This window comes from Streptomyces sp. NPDC088124 (assembly GCF_040685895.1).
Lineage (GTDB): Bacteria > Actinomycetota > Actinomycetes > Streptomycetales > Streptomycetaceae > Streptomyces.
This window is the reverse complement of sequence record NZ_JBFBJB010000044.1, coordinates 16,746-29,642: the sequence shown is the minus strand read 5'-3', so window position 1 is coordinate 29,642 and position 12,897 is coordinate 16,746. Positions and strand designations below refer to the sequence as shown.

Below are 12,897 nucleotides of genomic sequence, written 5' to 3'. Positions count from 1 at the left end.
CCTGGGAGAGAAGGGCGGGGTCCGGTCCTGACCGGCCGATGGCATAGGGTCGTGCGCCGTCGGGACTTCGAACACCCGTCCTGGGAGAACCGATGGGAAACGCGCGTTGGATCGTCCCGGTGATGGCCGGGCTGGTGATGACCCCGATCGCGGTCGGCCTCGGCTTTCTGCTGATCTCGTCGGTCAACGACGGGGAGGACGCCGACCTCGGCGCACCCGCGCCGATGGGGACCGAGCTGAAGGCCGGCGACGGCGGTGTGCCCCCCGAGTACGGGCAGCTCATCCTCGACGCGGCGGCCGACTGCGACCAGAAGCTGCCCGCCACCGTCCTGGCGGCGCAGCTCAAGCAGGGCAGCAACTTCCAGGCGCGCGCCCAGTCGATCGAATCCGGGGACCGTCCGCCGGCACAGGGCATCGCCCAGTTCCGGCCGGACGTGTGGGAGGCCGAGGGGTACGACGCCAACGAGGACGGCCGGGTGGACGTCTGGGACCCCGCCGACGCCATACCGTCGCAGGGCCGGGCGATGTGCAAGCTCCTCGTGAAGGCGAAGGAACACCCGGACTACCGCGGCAAACCGATCGAGGTGGCCCTGGCCGCGTATCACGCCGGGTGGGAGACCGTGGAGACGTACCGCGGTGTGCCACGCGCCAGTTGGTCGGACGGGGCGACGTTCGAGTACGTACGCGGCGTCATGAAGTCCTCCTCCTACATGGTGGTCCCGGCCGGCGGCTCACTGCCGGGCAACTGGACCCTCCCCGTCGTCGGCCCGGCGGGCGCCCCGTACCACCAGCAGGGCTCCTCCTGGTCCACCGGCTTCCACACGGGCATCGACTTCGTCGTGCCCACGGGGACCGAGGTCCGGGCGATCGGTCCGGGCGAGGTGGTCACGGCGGGCCCGGGCGGTGACTACGGCAACCAGATCGTCATCCGCCACGAGGACGGCACGTACAGTCAGTACGCCCACCTCCTGGAGATACGGGTCACCGCCGGCCAGCGCGTGGAGGGCTCCCGGGTCATCGGTTTCTCCGGCGCCACGGGCAATGTGACGGGCCCGCACCTCCACTTCGAGATCCGCACGGGCCCGGACTTCGGCTCGGACGTCTCCCCGCTGCCGTACCTGCGGGGGAAGGGCCTGATCAGCTAGAGCCGCCTCCATCTGCACCTCCACCTCCACCTCCACCTCCACCTCCACCTCCACGCGGGGCGTCAGCGCCCGCCGGCGGGCCGCCTCCACCGCGTCGGTGCCGTTGGCGGCCTCGGCGACGACGTCCATGTCCGGCTGCGCGCCGAGGATCATGCGGAAGGCCGACCGGATCATGACCGGCGAGAACGCCCTGCGCAATCCGCGCCGTACCGCGGCCACGGCGTCGGCCCTCACCATCGGCCTCACCCTGATCACCGCGCTGACGGTGGTCGGGGTCAGCGGCGAGCGGAGCATCGACCAGCGGGCCACCGCCACCCTCGCCGCGGACTACGTCGTACGGATGGCCACCTACGAACCGCTCTCCGGGACGGTGGAGCAGCGCCTCCGCGAGGTCGACGGGGTCGGCGCCGTGAGCCCCCTGCGCGAGGCGTCGGTCCGCGTCGCCGACGAAGAGACGTACGTGACGGGCATCGACGCCGCCACCGTACGGAGCATGGTCCGGCCCGACTTCACCGACGGCTCGCTCGCCTGTTTCGGCGGCCGCGGCGTCATCGTCTCCACGGGCACCGCGGAGTGGCGCGGATGGCGCACCGGCACCACCGTGCCGGTCACCTACCCGGACGGAAAGCGCGACCGGTTGACCGTCGCGGGCGTCTTCGAGGCGGACGATCTGCTGAGCGGCCTCGTCATGGACACCCGCACCCTCGATCCGCACCTGGAGACCCCGCGTGCGAGCCAGGTCCTGGTGAAGGCCGAGGACGGCCCCGGCTACGCCGTCGGGCGGGGCATCGCCGCGGCGCTCGGCGACAGCCCGGCCGTACTCGTCCAGAGCAAGCAGGACCTCTCCGACTCCATCGCCCGCGGTACGACCATGATGCTCAACATCCTCTACGGGCTGCTCGCCATGGCGGTGGTCGTGGCGGTCCTCGGGGGCATCAACACCCTGGCCATGTCCGTGGTCGAACGGGCCCCGGAGATCGGCATGCTGCGCGCCATCGGGCTGGACCGGCGGGGCGCCCGGCTCATGGTGCGGCTGGAGTCGCTGACCATCTCCCTCTTCGGCGGTGTCCTCGGCATCGGTCTGGGCACCTTCTTCGGCTGGGCCGGATGCCGGCTGCTCGCCTCCGACACCCCGGGCCTCGAACTCGTCCTGCCCTGGGGGCGCCTGGCCGTCTTCCTGGCGCTGGCGGGCCTGGTGGGCATGCTCGCCGCGCTCTGGCCCGCCCGCCGCGCCGCCCGCCTCGACCTGCTCGGGGCCATCAAGGCGGAGTAGGGCCGTGGTCCGGTGCGGCCCCCGGACATACTGGGCGCATGTGGAAGTGGTGGCTGACCGCCGTGGGCATGAACCTGGTCCTGGGAGTTCCCGCTGTCGTCGCGACGTGGCTGCTCTGGTACTTTCTCGCGAACGGGCCGCTCGCGGAGTACGGCGGGGAGATGCGCAACCCGACGGAGAACGACGGCACGGCGGTCCTGCTGGTGTTCCTCGCGCCGGTGGTCGGGTTCGCTCTGCTCTGGTGGCTCGCCAACCGCCCCGTACGGCGCAGGATCCCCGTGGCTTGGCCGCTGTACTGGCCGGTCAGCCTCCTGGTGACGCTGGTGCCGACGCTCGGGCTCGTGATCTCCTCGGGCTCGTGATCCTCTCCGGCTCGTGATCTCCTCGGCCTCATGACGGGCCCCGCGGGCCCCGGCGGGGGTCACACCATGACGACGGTGACGTGCTCCAACTCCCGGAAGGGCCGCAGCTGTTCGTCCGTCGCGCCGGTGTCCGTCACCAGGGTCCACGCGCGGTCCAGGGGCGCCCACGCCGTGAAGGGGCGCTGGCCGAACTTGCTGCTGTCCGCGAGGACGTAGAGCTCCGCGCCGCGCGCCGCCATCAGCTCCTTAAGGGACGTCTGCTGAAGGCTCGCCTCGCAGATGCCGAGCTTGGCGTCGAGGCCGTCCGCGCCGAGGAAGACCTTGTCGGCCGTGAGCCGGGACAGGGCCAGTTCGGCGAGGGGGCCGACGAAGCCGTGGCTGACGTGGCGGAGTGTGCCGGCGAGGGTGATGACCTCGACGCCGTCGGCCTCGGCCAGCTCGACCAGGGTGGTCAACCCGTTGGTGATGACGGTGAGTTCGCTCTGACCGCGCAGGTGGTGGGCGAGCCGGCCGGTCGTCGTGCCCGCGTCGAGGATGACCGTATCGCCATGCGCGATCCGCGCAGCCGCCCAGCGCGCGATCCGGTCCTTCTCCGCCACCGCGAGCCCCGAGCGCTGATTGAGCGAGGGCTCGGGTGTGTGGCCCGGGGTGATGGCTCCGCCGTAGGTACGGGCCAGTTTGCCCTGCTCCGTGAGGTGGGCCAGGTCGCGGCGGATCGTGGAGGGCGTGACGGCGAGGGTGCGCGCCAGCTCCTCGACCGCCACCGTGCCGTCGGCGGCGACCATCCGCAGGATCAGCTCACGGCGGTCGGCCGCCCGCAGCCGTTCGGCACCGGCGGGGGCCCCGGGACCATGGCCGGAACCCGAGCCGGAGCCGGGCGCGGAGCCGGAGCCGGGCACCGCGCCGTCGGCAGGGCCGGGGGCGGCGGCGTCGTGCGGGCCCTGGGGGGCGTTCTGCGGATCCATCGTCGTCATCCTCTGGTCACCCGGGTCACCGGACAGATTACGGGCCGGGCACGGCTCGTTGTCCCCGTTGCACAGAAGACACCACACAGATCCTCGCGCGCATCACGCAGTCACGCCAGCGATATGCACGCACCACGCAATCTCGGCAGGCGAGATACGGGCCGAACACGCCCAACGGCGGGCACTCAGGCGGGAGAAGCATGACGATCGGCGGCACCGCCGCGGCGCGCAGCACCCTCCGGCCCATCGGCGGCCCGGCCCTCGGCACCACCTCGCTGACCGTCTGGACCGTGATCAGATCCTCGTGACAACGCCCAGTTTCGGCCAGACTTCCCGCGCCCCTCGGGAGGTCTTCGGGACCGCCGGCGCCCCGGCCCGCCGCAGCGCCTTCACCCACCCCCTCGGCGAGGCACAACTCACCAAGGAGATACGGGACATGGCGGCCCCGGCGCACCGGTGCTCAACGCGGCGCGCGGGGGCCTGGTGGACGAGGAGGCCCTCACCGATCCGCTGCACAGCGGGCACCTCGGCGGCGCCGGAATCGACGTGTTCAGCAGCGAACCGCCCGTCGGCAACCGGCTCCTGGACGCGCCCGGGGTCGTACTGCCGCCGCACTGCGCGGCATTCAGCGACCAGGCCAACCAGGCGATGGGCACCACCGTCGCGGCCGACGTGGTGCGCGTCCTGCGCGGCGAGGAGCCGGCGAACGCGGTGATCCGACCCGCCTCCGACCCACCTCTGGCCCACCTCCGACCCACCGGGCCCCCAACCGCCCAAGAACCTGTCCGGCATCGAAGAGACGCGTCCGACCTGCAAAAACAGACACTCTTTGGCAGGTCGGCTGTCGAACGCGCTGACAAGGTGTCATAATGGCTCGCGTAGCCCTTCGTGCATCCCCCGTCGCGAAGGGCTACACCTCTGCCCAAAGCTCTACAGCCCCGGTACGCCCCAGGCGACCGGGGCCTTTTCGCGGGCGCGCGCTGCCATGAGCAGGGGACTCCCCTCGTGGTCCCCTGCCCATGTTTTCTTGAGTTAACAGCGCCCGTGATTGTTTGCGCAACCCTGTACTGCGGGTTGGACCAGGACGCTCCACTTCTCACCGCCGACGGTGCCCCACCGCCTCAGGGTCCGTTACAGTCGGGCCCGTTGACCAAAGCCGTACGTGGACGTAGGGGGGGCTGCATGGACAGCGGCGACGGGCAGGTCCCGGAGCAGCGCCCCGCCGACCGGCGATCCGCCGGCGAGGAGACCCCCGAACTGCGCACGCTGCAGCAGAAGGTCGAGTACATGGTGGAGAAGACCTTCCCGGACCAGCGGATCTCCGGCCGGGTCTTCGCGGATCTGGTCAAGGAACGCGGCGGATCCCTCTCGCACAGCTACTTCTCCAACATCCTCGCCGGGAAGGTCACCCACCCCTCCGAGGACATCCTGCGGGCGCTCGGGCTCGGATTCGGCGTCGACTGGCGCTTCTTCAAGGAGGAGTCCGAGGTCGTGGACGAGGTCGTGGCCGGCCTCCAGTTCCTCGTGAAGCGCCGTACGGGCGAGATCAGCGGGCTGGCCGCGCGGGGCCTGGGCGACGGCGGGCTCCCGCCCGAGCTGCTGAAGTTCGCGCTCTCGCTCCTGGAGGACACGAAGGCGGCCCAGCGGGACCAGCGGCCGCCCTCGGGACCCGACACGGGAACCGGGCCGGGCGCCTGACCCGGGGTCCGCGAGGCCGTCCGGGAAGCCGCCCAGGAGGCCGTCCGGAGGCCGTCCGGGAGCGCTGTCGAGATCAGCCGGATCCCGATGCGCAGAGCGGGCATGCACATGTCCTTTGGCTAGAATCGCCGACCGCATGCCACCCGCACGCGCGACGACGATCAAGGGGCTGCCATGTCCATGCGCTCCAGCCGATCCATGCGCGCGCTGCGGCGGGAGTGCGAGTCCGGACTCGCCGATCTGCCCCTGCCCACCCCGTTCACCGTCGAGGGCCTGGTCGCCAACATGGCGGCGGCGCGCGGCCGTACGATCGTGCTGCACGAACTCCCCGACGCCCTGGCCCGCCTCGACGCCGCGTGCGGCCTGCGCATCTCGGCCGGTGACACCAGCCTCGTCCTGTACCGGCGGCGCCCGACCGCGTACCAGACCCAGCACGTGATCCTGCACGAGCTGTGCCACGAGTGGTTCGACCACGGTACGGGGCTCGACGAGGAGCAGTTGCGGCGCTTCCTCCCCGTCTTCGACACCTCGCTGATCAGCCGCGTCCTCGCGACTGACGAACCGCCGACGATCCAGGCACGCGCGCAGTACGACGCCCACGACGAGCGGGTGGCGGAGTTCGGCGCGTCGCTCATCCCCCGGATGGCCAGGGACCTGACGAGCGACGACGTGGTGGGCAGGCTGGCCAACTCCCTCTCCCGGCCGGTGGCGTACCGCCGCAGGGGCGGCGGCCCGGGCGCGGGCCCCGAGAGCCCCGGCCCGCCCCCCACGTAACCCGCGCCCCGTACGTACCCCCTCCCGTACCGCTCCTTGAAGGATGGACGCCCGTGACCGCGCTCGACCTCGCCGGATATCTCATCGCCGGCCTCATGACGGCCGTGGCCCTGTGGCGCATGCCCGCCGCGCTCTGGGGCGACGAGGAGGACAAGCGCCGACGCGCGCTGTGGGGGTGTTACGCGGGGTTCGCGATCGCCCTGTGGACGAAGACCCGGATCGTACGGATCAGCCTCAACAACAGCCCCGTCACGGATCTCGCCGTACTGATCAAGCACTACACGGCGACCATCGCGATTCTGGCCATTCTCAGCTACATCGTCGCGATCTACGGGCGCTACCCGGACGACGGGGACGTCCCCCGGCACGTACGGTTCGCGCGGACGGTCCAGCACGTGGCGGCGAAGGCGTCCGTGGCCACGCTGATCCTGCTCACGGTCCTCTTCTTCACCGTCGTCGACCGCTCCGTACCGTCGGACCGCTTCGTCTCCGACCACGCCGGCCAGTGGGGCGCGACGCTCTACATGAGCGTGTTCTACCTCTACTTGGGCGCCGCCTCGGCCGTCTGCGCCTATCAGTGGGCGCTGGCCACCGGCGCCGCCACGCTGCGCCATCTGCGGGTGGGGCTCGGCATGATGACGTTCGCCATGTTCATCGGCGTCGGCTACACCGTCAGCCGGACCCTGTTCATGTGGGTCAGCGTCGTCGACACCCCCAGCCCCTCCTTCGCGCTCACCTTCGACGAGGTCACCGAGGCCGCGCAGATCGTGCTCTTCGCCTTCTTCGCGCTGGGCGCGTCCATCCCCGCCTTCAGCAAGGGGTGGCGGCGGGCCAGGCTGTGGCGGGCCCAGGCCGCGCTGCACCCGCTCTGGTACGAGCTGATGACGGCCTTCCCCGACCAGCCGTTCGAGCCGCCCGCGTCGCTGTCCCGCGAGCTGACCCGCTTCGACACCCCGGCGGACCTGCGCGTGGACCGGTGGGCGGCGGACATCGCGGACGCGATGGAGAAGCTGCGGCACTACGTACCGGACAGCCTGCTCCCCGCCGCCAAGAGTGCGGCGGCGGCCGAGACCGGCGACCCGGAACAGGCCGGCCCACTGGCCGACGCGTACTGGATCAAGGCGGCCCTGACCGCCAGGACCGACGGCGCGCCCGCCGGCCCGGCGGCGGCCGTGGAGCCGCAGCACGCCGCCGACCAGGACGACGAGGTCGCCTGGCTGACGCGGGTGGCCGCCGCGTACCGGACCATCACCGACGAGCGGACGCGGCGGGTGCTGGCGTCCATGGAGCAGCCGGCATGACCACCGACACCACCAACACCACGGACACCCCGTCCACCACCGACGCGGAGGCTCCCCAGCCGTACGTGACCCCCGACCGGCCGTGGGCGCTCGCGGTCACGAACATCCTCCAGCCCCGCAACATCATCCTGGCCGCGATGCCCGGTATCGGCCTCGCGACGGCGGGCGACTGGACCGGGATCCCCTGGGGGCTGCTGGCGGCGCTGTGCGCGGGGCTCATACCCGCCGGCTACATCGAATGGCGCCGCAAACGCGGCGCGTGGGGCGACCGCCACGTGGTCGACCGTACGCAGCGCGCGCCGATCTTCTTCGTCATCCTGGGCTCGATCGGCACCGGGGCGCTCGCGATGGTGCTGGGCAACGCCCCGACCGGCATCCTGGCGACGATGCTCGCGCTCTGGGTAATGACCGTGGGCATCCTGATCATCAACACGGTGTGGAAGATCTCCGTGGACGCGGCGGTGGCCTCCGGCCTGGTGGCCCTCCTCGCGGCGGCGCACTCCCCGTGGTGGCTGCCGGCGTACACGCTGGTGGCGGCGGTCTGCTGGTCCCGCGTGGCCCTCACCTACCACACGGTCGCGCAGACGCTCGCGGGCACGGCGCTGGGCGCCTCGACGGCGGCGGCGTTCCTCTTCGTCTGACGCCGGTCGGGCGCCGGGGGGTGGAGCGGACTCCACCCCACCTTCGGCAGTGCGCGGGAATGACCCCGGGGCCCGGTTTTTGGTGTGCTGATCACACCGAAAGCCACCCTCTCGCAGAGGAACACCGTGACCCTCCACGAACATCCGACTCTCGCCCACGCGCCCACCGAGCCCCGGAAGTCCGGGATCCGGGGCGCGATCGACCGCCGCCCCATGCTCTGGTTCTTCGCCGGGGCGATGGTGCTGAGCTGGATCGCGTGGACGCCGTACATCCTCTCGGCCACGGGGCTCGGCGTCTGGGACTTCCGCTTCCCGGCGCTCCTCGGCACCACCCAGTTCCTGGGCGTCCTGCCCGGCGCCTACCTGGGCCCCATCCTGTCGGCGTTCCTCGTCACCGCGGCCACGGAGGGCCAGGACGGGCTCAGGCGGTGGGTCGGCCGGCTGACGAAGTGGCGGGTGAGCTGGCGCTGGTACGCCGGGATCATCGTGGGCGTGCCCGCGGCCCTCATCCTCGCCACGCTCCCCCTGTCCGGCGGCGACATCCGGTTCCCCTCGGCGGCGGTGGTGGTCGCGTACCTCCCCATGCTGCTCATCCAGATCCTCACGACGGGCCTCTCGGAGGAGCCCGGCTGGCGGGACTTCGCCCTCCCGCGCCTCCAGGACCGCTTCGGACCCCTGGTGGGCACGCTGATCCTGGGCCCGCTCTGGGGCGTGTGGCACCTGCCGCTGTTCTTCAGCGAGTGGGGCGGCTACCCGCACATCAGTGCCCTCGCCATCGCCGAGTTCGTGCTGGCCGCGACGACCATCAGCCTGGTGATCACCTGGGTGTTCAACCGGACGGGCGAGAGCATGCCCATGGCACTCCTGCTCCACGTGGGCATCAACAACTTCGCCTCGGTGGCGGCGTCCGACATGTTCCCGACAGTCGACTTCGACCACAGCAACGCCGGCCGGATCTCGCTGATCGCCTCAGGCGTGGTGGCCGTCATCCTGCTCATCGCCACCCGGGGCCGCCTGGGCTACCAGCCCAAGCCGGCCGCGGCCACTCCTGATCAGCAGCTCGGGAGCGTACGGTCCTGAACGGCGGCCACGAACGCGGCGAAGACGCCGGCCGGGAAAACGAGCGGGGTCCCTTCGGGGACCTTGCTGTCGCGTACGGGGACCACGCCGGGGAAACCCTCGGCGACCTCGACGCACTGTCCGCCGTTGGCGTCGCTGTAAGAGGACTTGACCCACTGGGCGGTAGCGAGCTTCGAGCCGGCGCTCATGCGCGGTACTCCTTCGACAAGGTCCTGATCAGGGTCAGTGATCGATCCGGCGACAACGCGTGCGCTCTGAGCAGATCATAGTCATCGAGCGCCACCGTGACCGTCCTGGCGGAGTCGTGCATCCTGCCCCCTACCCGGGTCTCCGTGTACAACACGGTCGGGGAGTCCGCGAATTGGAGCAGGGTGTACGGCTTGCTGCTCGCCGCCGGAGCGCCTGCGGAGAACGGCATGATCTGGAGCTTGATGTGCGGCGACGCGGCGGCAGACGCCAGGTACGCGAGCTGCCCGGCCATGACAGCGGCATCGCCCACGATCGTCCTCAGGCACGCTTCGTTGAGGATGGCCCAGAGCAGGGGCGGGTTCTCCCGCTCGAACACCTCGCGCCGTCGCAGTCGCGCGGCCACCTTGCCCTCGATCACCTCTACAACTCCATGAGAGAAGTACGCATCGAAGACGGCCCGCGCGTACTCCTCGGTCTGGAGGATCCCCATCACAAGGTTGGACGAGTAGTCGAGTATCCGCGTCGCCTTCCGCTCCAGATCGAGATACGGCGCGAACCAGCTCGGATGGTCCCCCTCGTCGATCCTCCGCAGCAGACCCGCGAAGAGTCCGTTCGTACCGAACACCAGGTCGCAGCCCTTGGCGAACTTCTCGCTGGCCATCCACTGCCCGCTCTCCACGCGGCTGACGTACGCCTCGGAGTAGCCCGCCGATTTACCCAACTGCTTCTGCGTCAGCTTCCGTCCCAGCCGGACCGTTCTGACGTCAAGTCCGAAGCGCTGGAGTGGATTCAATTGCTCGGCCGGGGTCGTCTCGTCCACTGCGGTGACCTCTCGCTCCACTGATCACACGCGGCATCCCAGCAGGCAGCCGCCTTGCACGATGCCGCTCAAGTAGGGCAATTCTATTGGAATCAGCGGCGCTCCGTGACCAACTAGCTACACCCAGTACACAACCGGGGTAGTCACCAGCCGGACAAGGAGCGGCCATGACGGTTCAACGGACGTCGCGCGCCCACAGCGACACGGACCATCTCCACGCACCCGTCGGGAGGAGGCCCGGCCATGGCACGGAGTGAGGCCCGGCGGCGCCTGTCGCTGCTCATCGAGACGTACGGGACCGACGGAGTCCTGGTCGTGAAGAAGACCGCCCCCGGCGCACCGCTCACGTGGCCGCCCTGCGAGTGCGGCAACACCGTCTGCCCCGACTACCGTCGCCCGGACGACCCCGAACAGCCCCGCACCGGCATCGACTTCGAGGCGGACACGCGATGAAGACCGTACGGGCTGCGGTCCGGGCATGGCTTGCAGCCGACCGAAAGGCCGGTGCGCCGTGGTGGACCCGCAGGGGCCAGTGACCGCCCGGCACCCGTACCGGTAGTCCCAGCACGCGGGACTACCGCTACAGCAAGCCGGCTCGGCCCACGGCCCCGATGAGTACGGCTACTCACGCGGTCGCGGGGATTCCGGGTGACCATCGGAACAGCAGGTGCCCGACCCGCCCCGATCCGGAGGACCGTACGTGCTCAGCAGCATCGCCCACCGCCTCGTGCCCGCCTTCGGCTCCCTCACCGTCACCACCGACGCCGAGGACGGCGGCGGCCCCGCGCCCGGGAGCATCGTCGCGGCGAATCACACCAGCCTCTTCGATCCCGCCCTGGTGCTGGCCGCCCTGCGGCGGTTGGGAGTTGAGCCGGTGGTGATGGCCACCGCCGGGTTGTGGCGGATACCGGGGCTCGGGGCGGTGCTCGCGCGGGAGGGGCATGTGCCGGTGTACCGGCGGAGTCCGCGCGCCGGTGAGGCGCTGGACGGGGCGCGGGAGGCACTCGCCGCCGGGCGGTGTGTGCTGATCTACGGCGAGGGCGGGCTGCCGGAGCGGGGCGATTCCGGGGAGGCGGCGCCCGAGCGGTTCCGGCTCGGGATCGCGCGGCTCGCCCGCGAGAGCGGGGCGGCGGTCGTGCCGCTGGGGCAGGCCGGGGCGCGGCGGGTCAGTTCGGGTGGCGCGGGGAAGCAGGTCGCCGGGCTGCTGACCGCGCCCGGGCGCCGCCCCGCGCTCCATGTGCACGTCGGGCGGCCGGTGACGCTGGCCGGGGACCCGGTCACCGCCGCCGAACAGGCCCGCCGGGCGGTGACCGACGCGTGGCGCACGGCGGTGGAGCGGCTGGGCGGGACCGTACATCCTTCTGTGTAGTGCCATCTCGTCTCCGGTCACGACGCGGTCGGCGCCGCGCGAACGGACGATGAGACGCATGACCGACACCCTGCCCTCTCCGGACGCCGCAGCCGCGGCACCCGCCCGCACCGCCCGGCTGCCGCTGCTCGACGTGGCGCGCGGCGCCGCGATCCTCGGCACGCTGGCGACCAACGTGTGGATCTTCACCGGTCCCACCGCGGAGTGGGGCGTGCTCAGCGGCGGTACGGCCGGGACGTCCTTCGGGTCGTTCGCGGACGCGGCCGAGTCCGTCGTGCGGCTCCTCGCCAACGGCAAGTTCCTGTCCCTGCTGACCGTCCTGTTCGGCGCGGGCCTCGCCATCCAGTACGCCGCCGCCGCCCGGCGCGGGCAGCCGTGGCCGGGGCGGTACCGGTGGCGGGCGCTCTTCCTGTTCGCCGAGGGGACCGCGCACTTCCTCCTGGTCTTCGCCTGGGACGTCCTGATGGGGTACGCGGTGACCGCGCTGCTCGTGGCCCGGCTGCTGACCCGCTCCGAGGCCGCGCTGCGCCGGGTGATGTGGTGGACGGCCGGGGCGCATCTCGCCCTGATGGGGCTGCTGACCGCCGCGTTGGCGGCGTCCGGGCCGCAGGAGGACTCCGGGGTTCCGCGCGATGTGGCCGAACTGTACGCGCGCGGGTCCTACCTGGATCAGGTGGGCTTCCGGGTCGAGCACGCGGCGGTCTTCCGGATGGAGCCGGTGCTGACGTTCCTCCTGCTCGTCTTCCTCTTCCTGCTGGGTGTACGGCTCTTCCGCGCCGGCGCGTTCGGCGACGACGCCACCGGGCGCCGGATCCGTGGCAGGCTGCTCGCCTGGGGTCTGGGCCTCGGGCTCCCGCTCACCGTCGCCGCGTCCTGGGCCGGGCCGGACTTCTTCCTCCTGGACCGGTACGTGGCAGGCCCGCTGACCGCCCTCGGCTACCTCGGCCTGCTCGGCGCCCTCGTGGACCGGGTCCGCAGGCCGGGGCCCGTACTGAACGGCCTCACGGCGGTCGGCAGGACCGCCCTGTCGGCGTACGTCCTTCAGAACCTGCTGTGCGTCCTCGTCTCGTACGGGATCGGCCTCGGCCTCGCCGACCGGCTCGGCCCGTCCTGGCACCCGTGGTGGGTGATGGGCCTGTGGGCGGCGGTGTGCGCGGCGCTGATGGCGGGCTCGACGCTGTGGCTGCGGTGCTTCACGGCGGGGCCGCTGGAGTCCGTCCAGCGGTGGGCGCTGCGGCGACGCTAGACGCCGACCGGCAGTCGGCGACAACGGGACAGGC

General features: G+C 71.5%; 15 protein-coding genes. 12 read left to right on the top strand and 3 right to left on the bottom strand.

All coding sequences use genetic code 11. From position 1 onward, the window contains the following. The first annotated feature begins 92 nt into the window (after nucleotides 1-92). The 3 genes from AB0P17_RS30685 (at nucleotide 93) to AB0P17_RS30675 (ending at nucleotide 2,780) form a co-directional block, all read left to right on the top strand. Complete coding sequence (locus tag AB0P17_RS30685; RefSeq protein ID WP_365815873.1) at nucleotides 93-1,145, top strand: peptidoglycan DD-metalloendopeptidase family protein; 1,053 nt, start codon at nucleotides 93-95, stop codon at nucleotides 1,143-1,145. A gap of 151 nt (nucleotides 1,146-1,296) precedes the next feature. Beyond that, nucleotides 1,297-2,418, top strand: coding sequence for an ABC transporter permease (locus AB0P17_RS30680; RefSeq protein ID WP_365815871.1), 1,122 nt, complete (start codon nucleotides 1,297-1,299; stop codon nucleotides 2,416-2,418). Nucleotides 2,419-2,456: 38 nt separating this feature from the next. Continuing rightward, the gene (locus tag AB0P17_RS30675) at nucleotides 2,457-2,780 is read left to right on the top strand and encodes a hypothetical protein (RefSeq protein ID WP_365815869.1); all 324 of its coding nucleotides are present in this window, start codon (nucleotides 2,457-2,459) and stop codon (nucleotides 2,778-2,780) included. A gap of 59 nt (nucleotides 2,781-2,839) precedes the next feature. Here AB0P17_RS30675 and AB0P17_RS30670 read toward each other — a convergent pair whose 3' ends face one another. After that, nucleotides 2,840-3,745: a DeoR/GlpR family DNA-binding transcription regulator gene (locus tag AB0P17_RS30670; RefSeq protein ID WP_365815867.1), complete on the bottom strand. Its 906-nt coding sequence runs from the start codon at nucleotides 3,743-3,745 to the stop codon at nucleotides 2,840-2,842. 483 nt (nucleotides 3,746-4,228) lie between these two features. On the opposite strand from AB0P17_RS30670, the gene AB0P17_RS30665 reads away from it, so the two are divergent. From AB0P17_RS30665 to AB0P17_RS30640, 6 genes are all read left to right on the top strand, one after another. Then, complete coding sequence (locus AB0P17_RS30665; RefSeq protein WP_365815865.1) at nucleotides 4,229-4,615, top strand: NAD(P)-dependent oxidoreductase; 387 nt, start codon at nucleotides 4,229-4,231, stop codon at nucleotides 4,613-4,615. A 312-nt stretch (nucleotides 4,616-4,927) separates the two neighbouring features. Next, a complete protein-coding gene (locus AB0P17_RS30660; RefSeq protein ID WP_365815863.1) occupies nucleotides 4,928-5,443 on the top strand; it encodes a hypothetical protein in 516 nt (171 codons plus the stop codon). A 174-nt stretch (nucleotides 5,444-5,617) separates the two neighbouring features. Further along, nucleotides 5,618-6,217 (top strand): toxin, encoded by a 600-nt coding sequence (locus tag AB0P17_RS30655; RefSeq protein ID WP_365815861.1) that lies wholly within the window; start codon nucleotides 5,618-5,620, stop codon nucleotides 6,215-6,217. 53 nt (nucleotides 6,218-6,270) lie between these two features. Next, nucleotides 6,271-7,518 carry an MAB_1171c family putative transporter gene (locus AB0P17_RS30650; RefSeq protein ID WP_365815859.1) on the top strand — a complete coding sequence of 416 codons (1,248 nt, stop codon included), beginning with the start codon at nucleotides 6,271-6,273 and terminating at the stop codon, nucleotides 7,516-7,518. Next, entirely contained in the window at nucleotides 7,515-8,159 is a 645-nt protein-coding gene (locus AB0P17_RS30645; RefSeq protein ID WP_365815857.1) for a hypothetical protein, read from the top strand. The genes AB0P17_RS30650 and AB0P17_RS30645 overlap by 4 nt, the downstream gene beginning before the upstream one ends. Before the next feature lie 126 nt (nucleotides 8,160-8,285). Next, complete coding sequence (locus tag AB0P17_RS30640; RefSeq protein WP_365815855.1) at nucleotides 8,286-9,239, top strand: type II CAAX endopeptidase family protein; 954 nt, start codon at nucleotides 8,286-8,288, stop codon at nucleotides 9,237-9,239. Here the strand turns inward: AB0P17_RS30640 and AB0P17_RS30635 are convergent. Together AB0P17_RS30635 and AB0P17_RS30630 are read right to left on the bottom strand one after the other, a co-directional pair. Further along, nucleotides 9,212-9,427 carry a DUF397 domain-containing protein gene (locus AB0P17_RS30635; RefSeq protein WP_365815853.1) on the bottom strand — a complete coding sequence of 72 codons (216 nt, stop codon included), beginning with the start codon at nucleotides 9,425-9,427 and terminating at the stop codon, nucleotides 9,212-9,214. The genes AB0P17_RS30640 and AB0P17_RS30635 overlap by 28 nt on opposite strands. After that, nucleotides 9,424-10,248, bottom strand: a complete 825-nt coding sequence (locus tag AB0P17_RS30630) for a helix-turn-helix transcriptional regulator (RefSeq protein ID WP_365815851.1) — start codon at nucleotides 10,246-10,248, stop codon at nucleotides 9,424-9,426. The genes AB0P17_RS30635 and AB0P17_RS30630 overlap by 4 nt, the downstream gene beginning before the upstream one ends. A gap of 243 nt (nucleotides 10,249-10,491) precedes the next feature. Here AB0P17_RS30630 and AB0P17_RS30625 point away from each other — a divergent pair, with 243 nt between their 5' ends. The 3 genes from AB0P17_RS30625 to AB0P17_RS30615 all read left to right on the top strand — a co-directional run bounded on the left by AB0P17_RS30625 (nucleotide 10,492) and on the right by AB0P17_RS30615 (nucleotide 12,863). After that, on the top strand, nucleotides 10,492-10,701 hold the full coding sequence (locus AB0P17_RS30625; protein WP_365815849.1) for a hypothetical protein: 210 nt from the start codon (nucleotides 10,492-10,494) through the stop codon (nucleotides 10,699-10,701). 247 nt (nucleotides 10,702-10,948) lie between these two features. Next, nucleotides 10,949-11,617 carry a lysophospholipid acyltransferase family protein gene (locus AB0P17_RS30620; protein WP_365815847.1) on the top strand — a complete coding sequence of 223 codons (669 nt, stop codon included), beginning with the start codon at nucleotides 10,949-10,951 and terminating at the stop codon, nucleotides 11,615-11,617. Nucleotides 11,618-11,675: 58 nt separating this feature from the next. Beyond that, nucleotides 11,676-12,863 carry a DUF418 domain-containing protein gene (locus tag AB0P17_RS30615; protein ID WP_365815845.1) on the top strand — a complete coding sequence of 396 codons (1,188 nt, stop codon included), beginning with the start codon at nucleotides 11,676-11,678 and terminating at the stop codon, nucleotides 12,861-12,863. Nucleotides 12,864-12,897 lie beyond the last annotated feature (34 nt).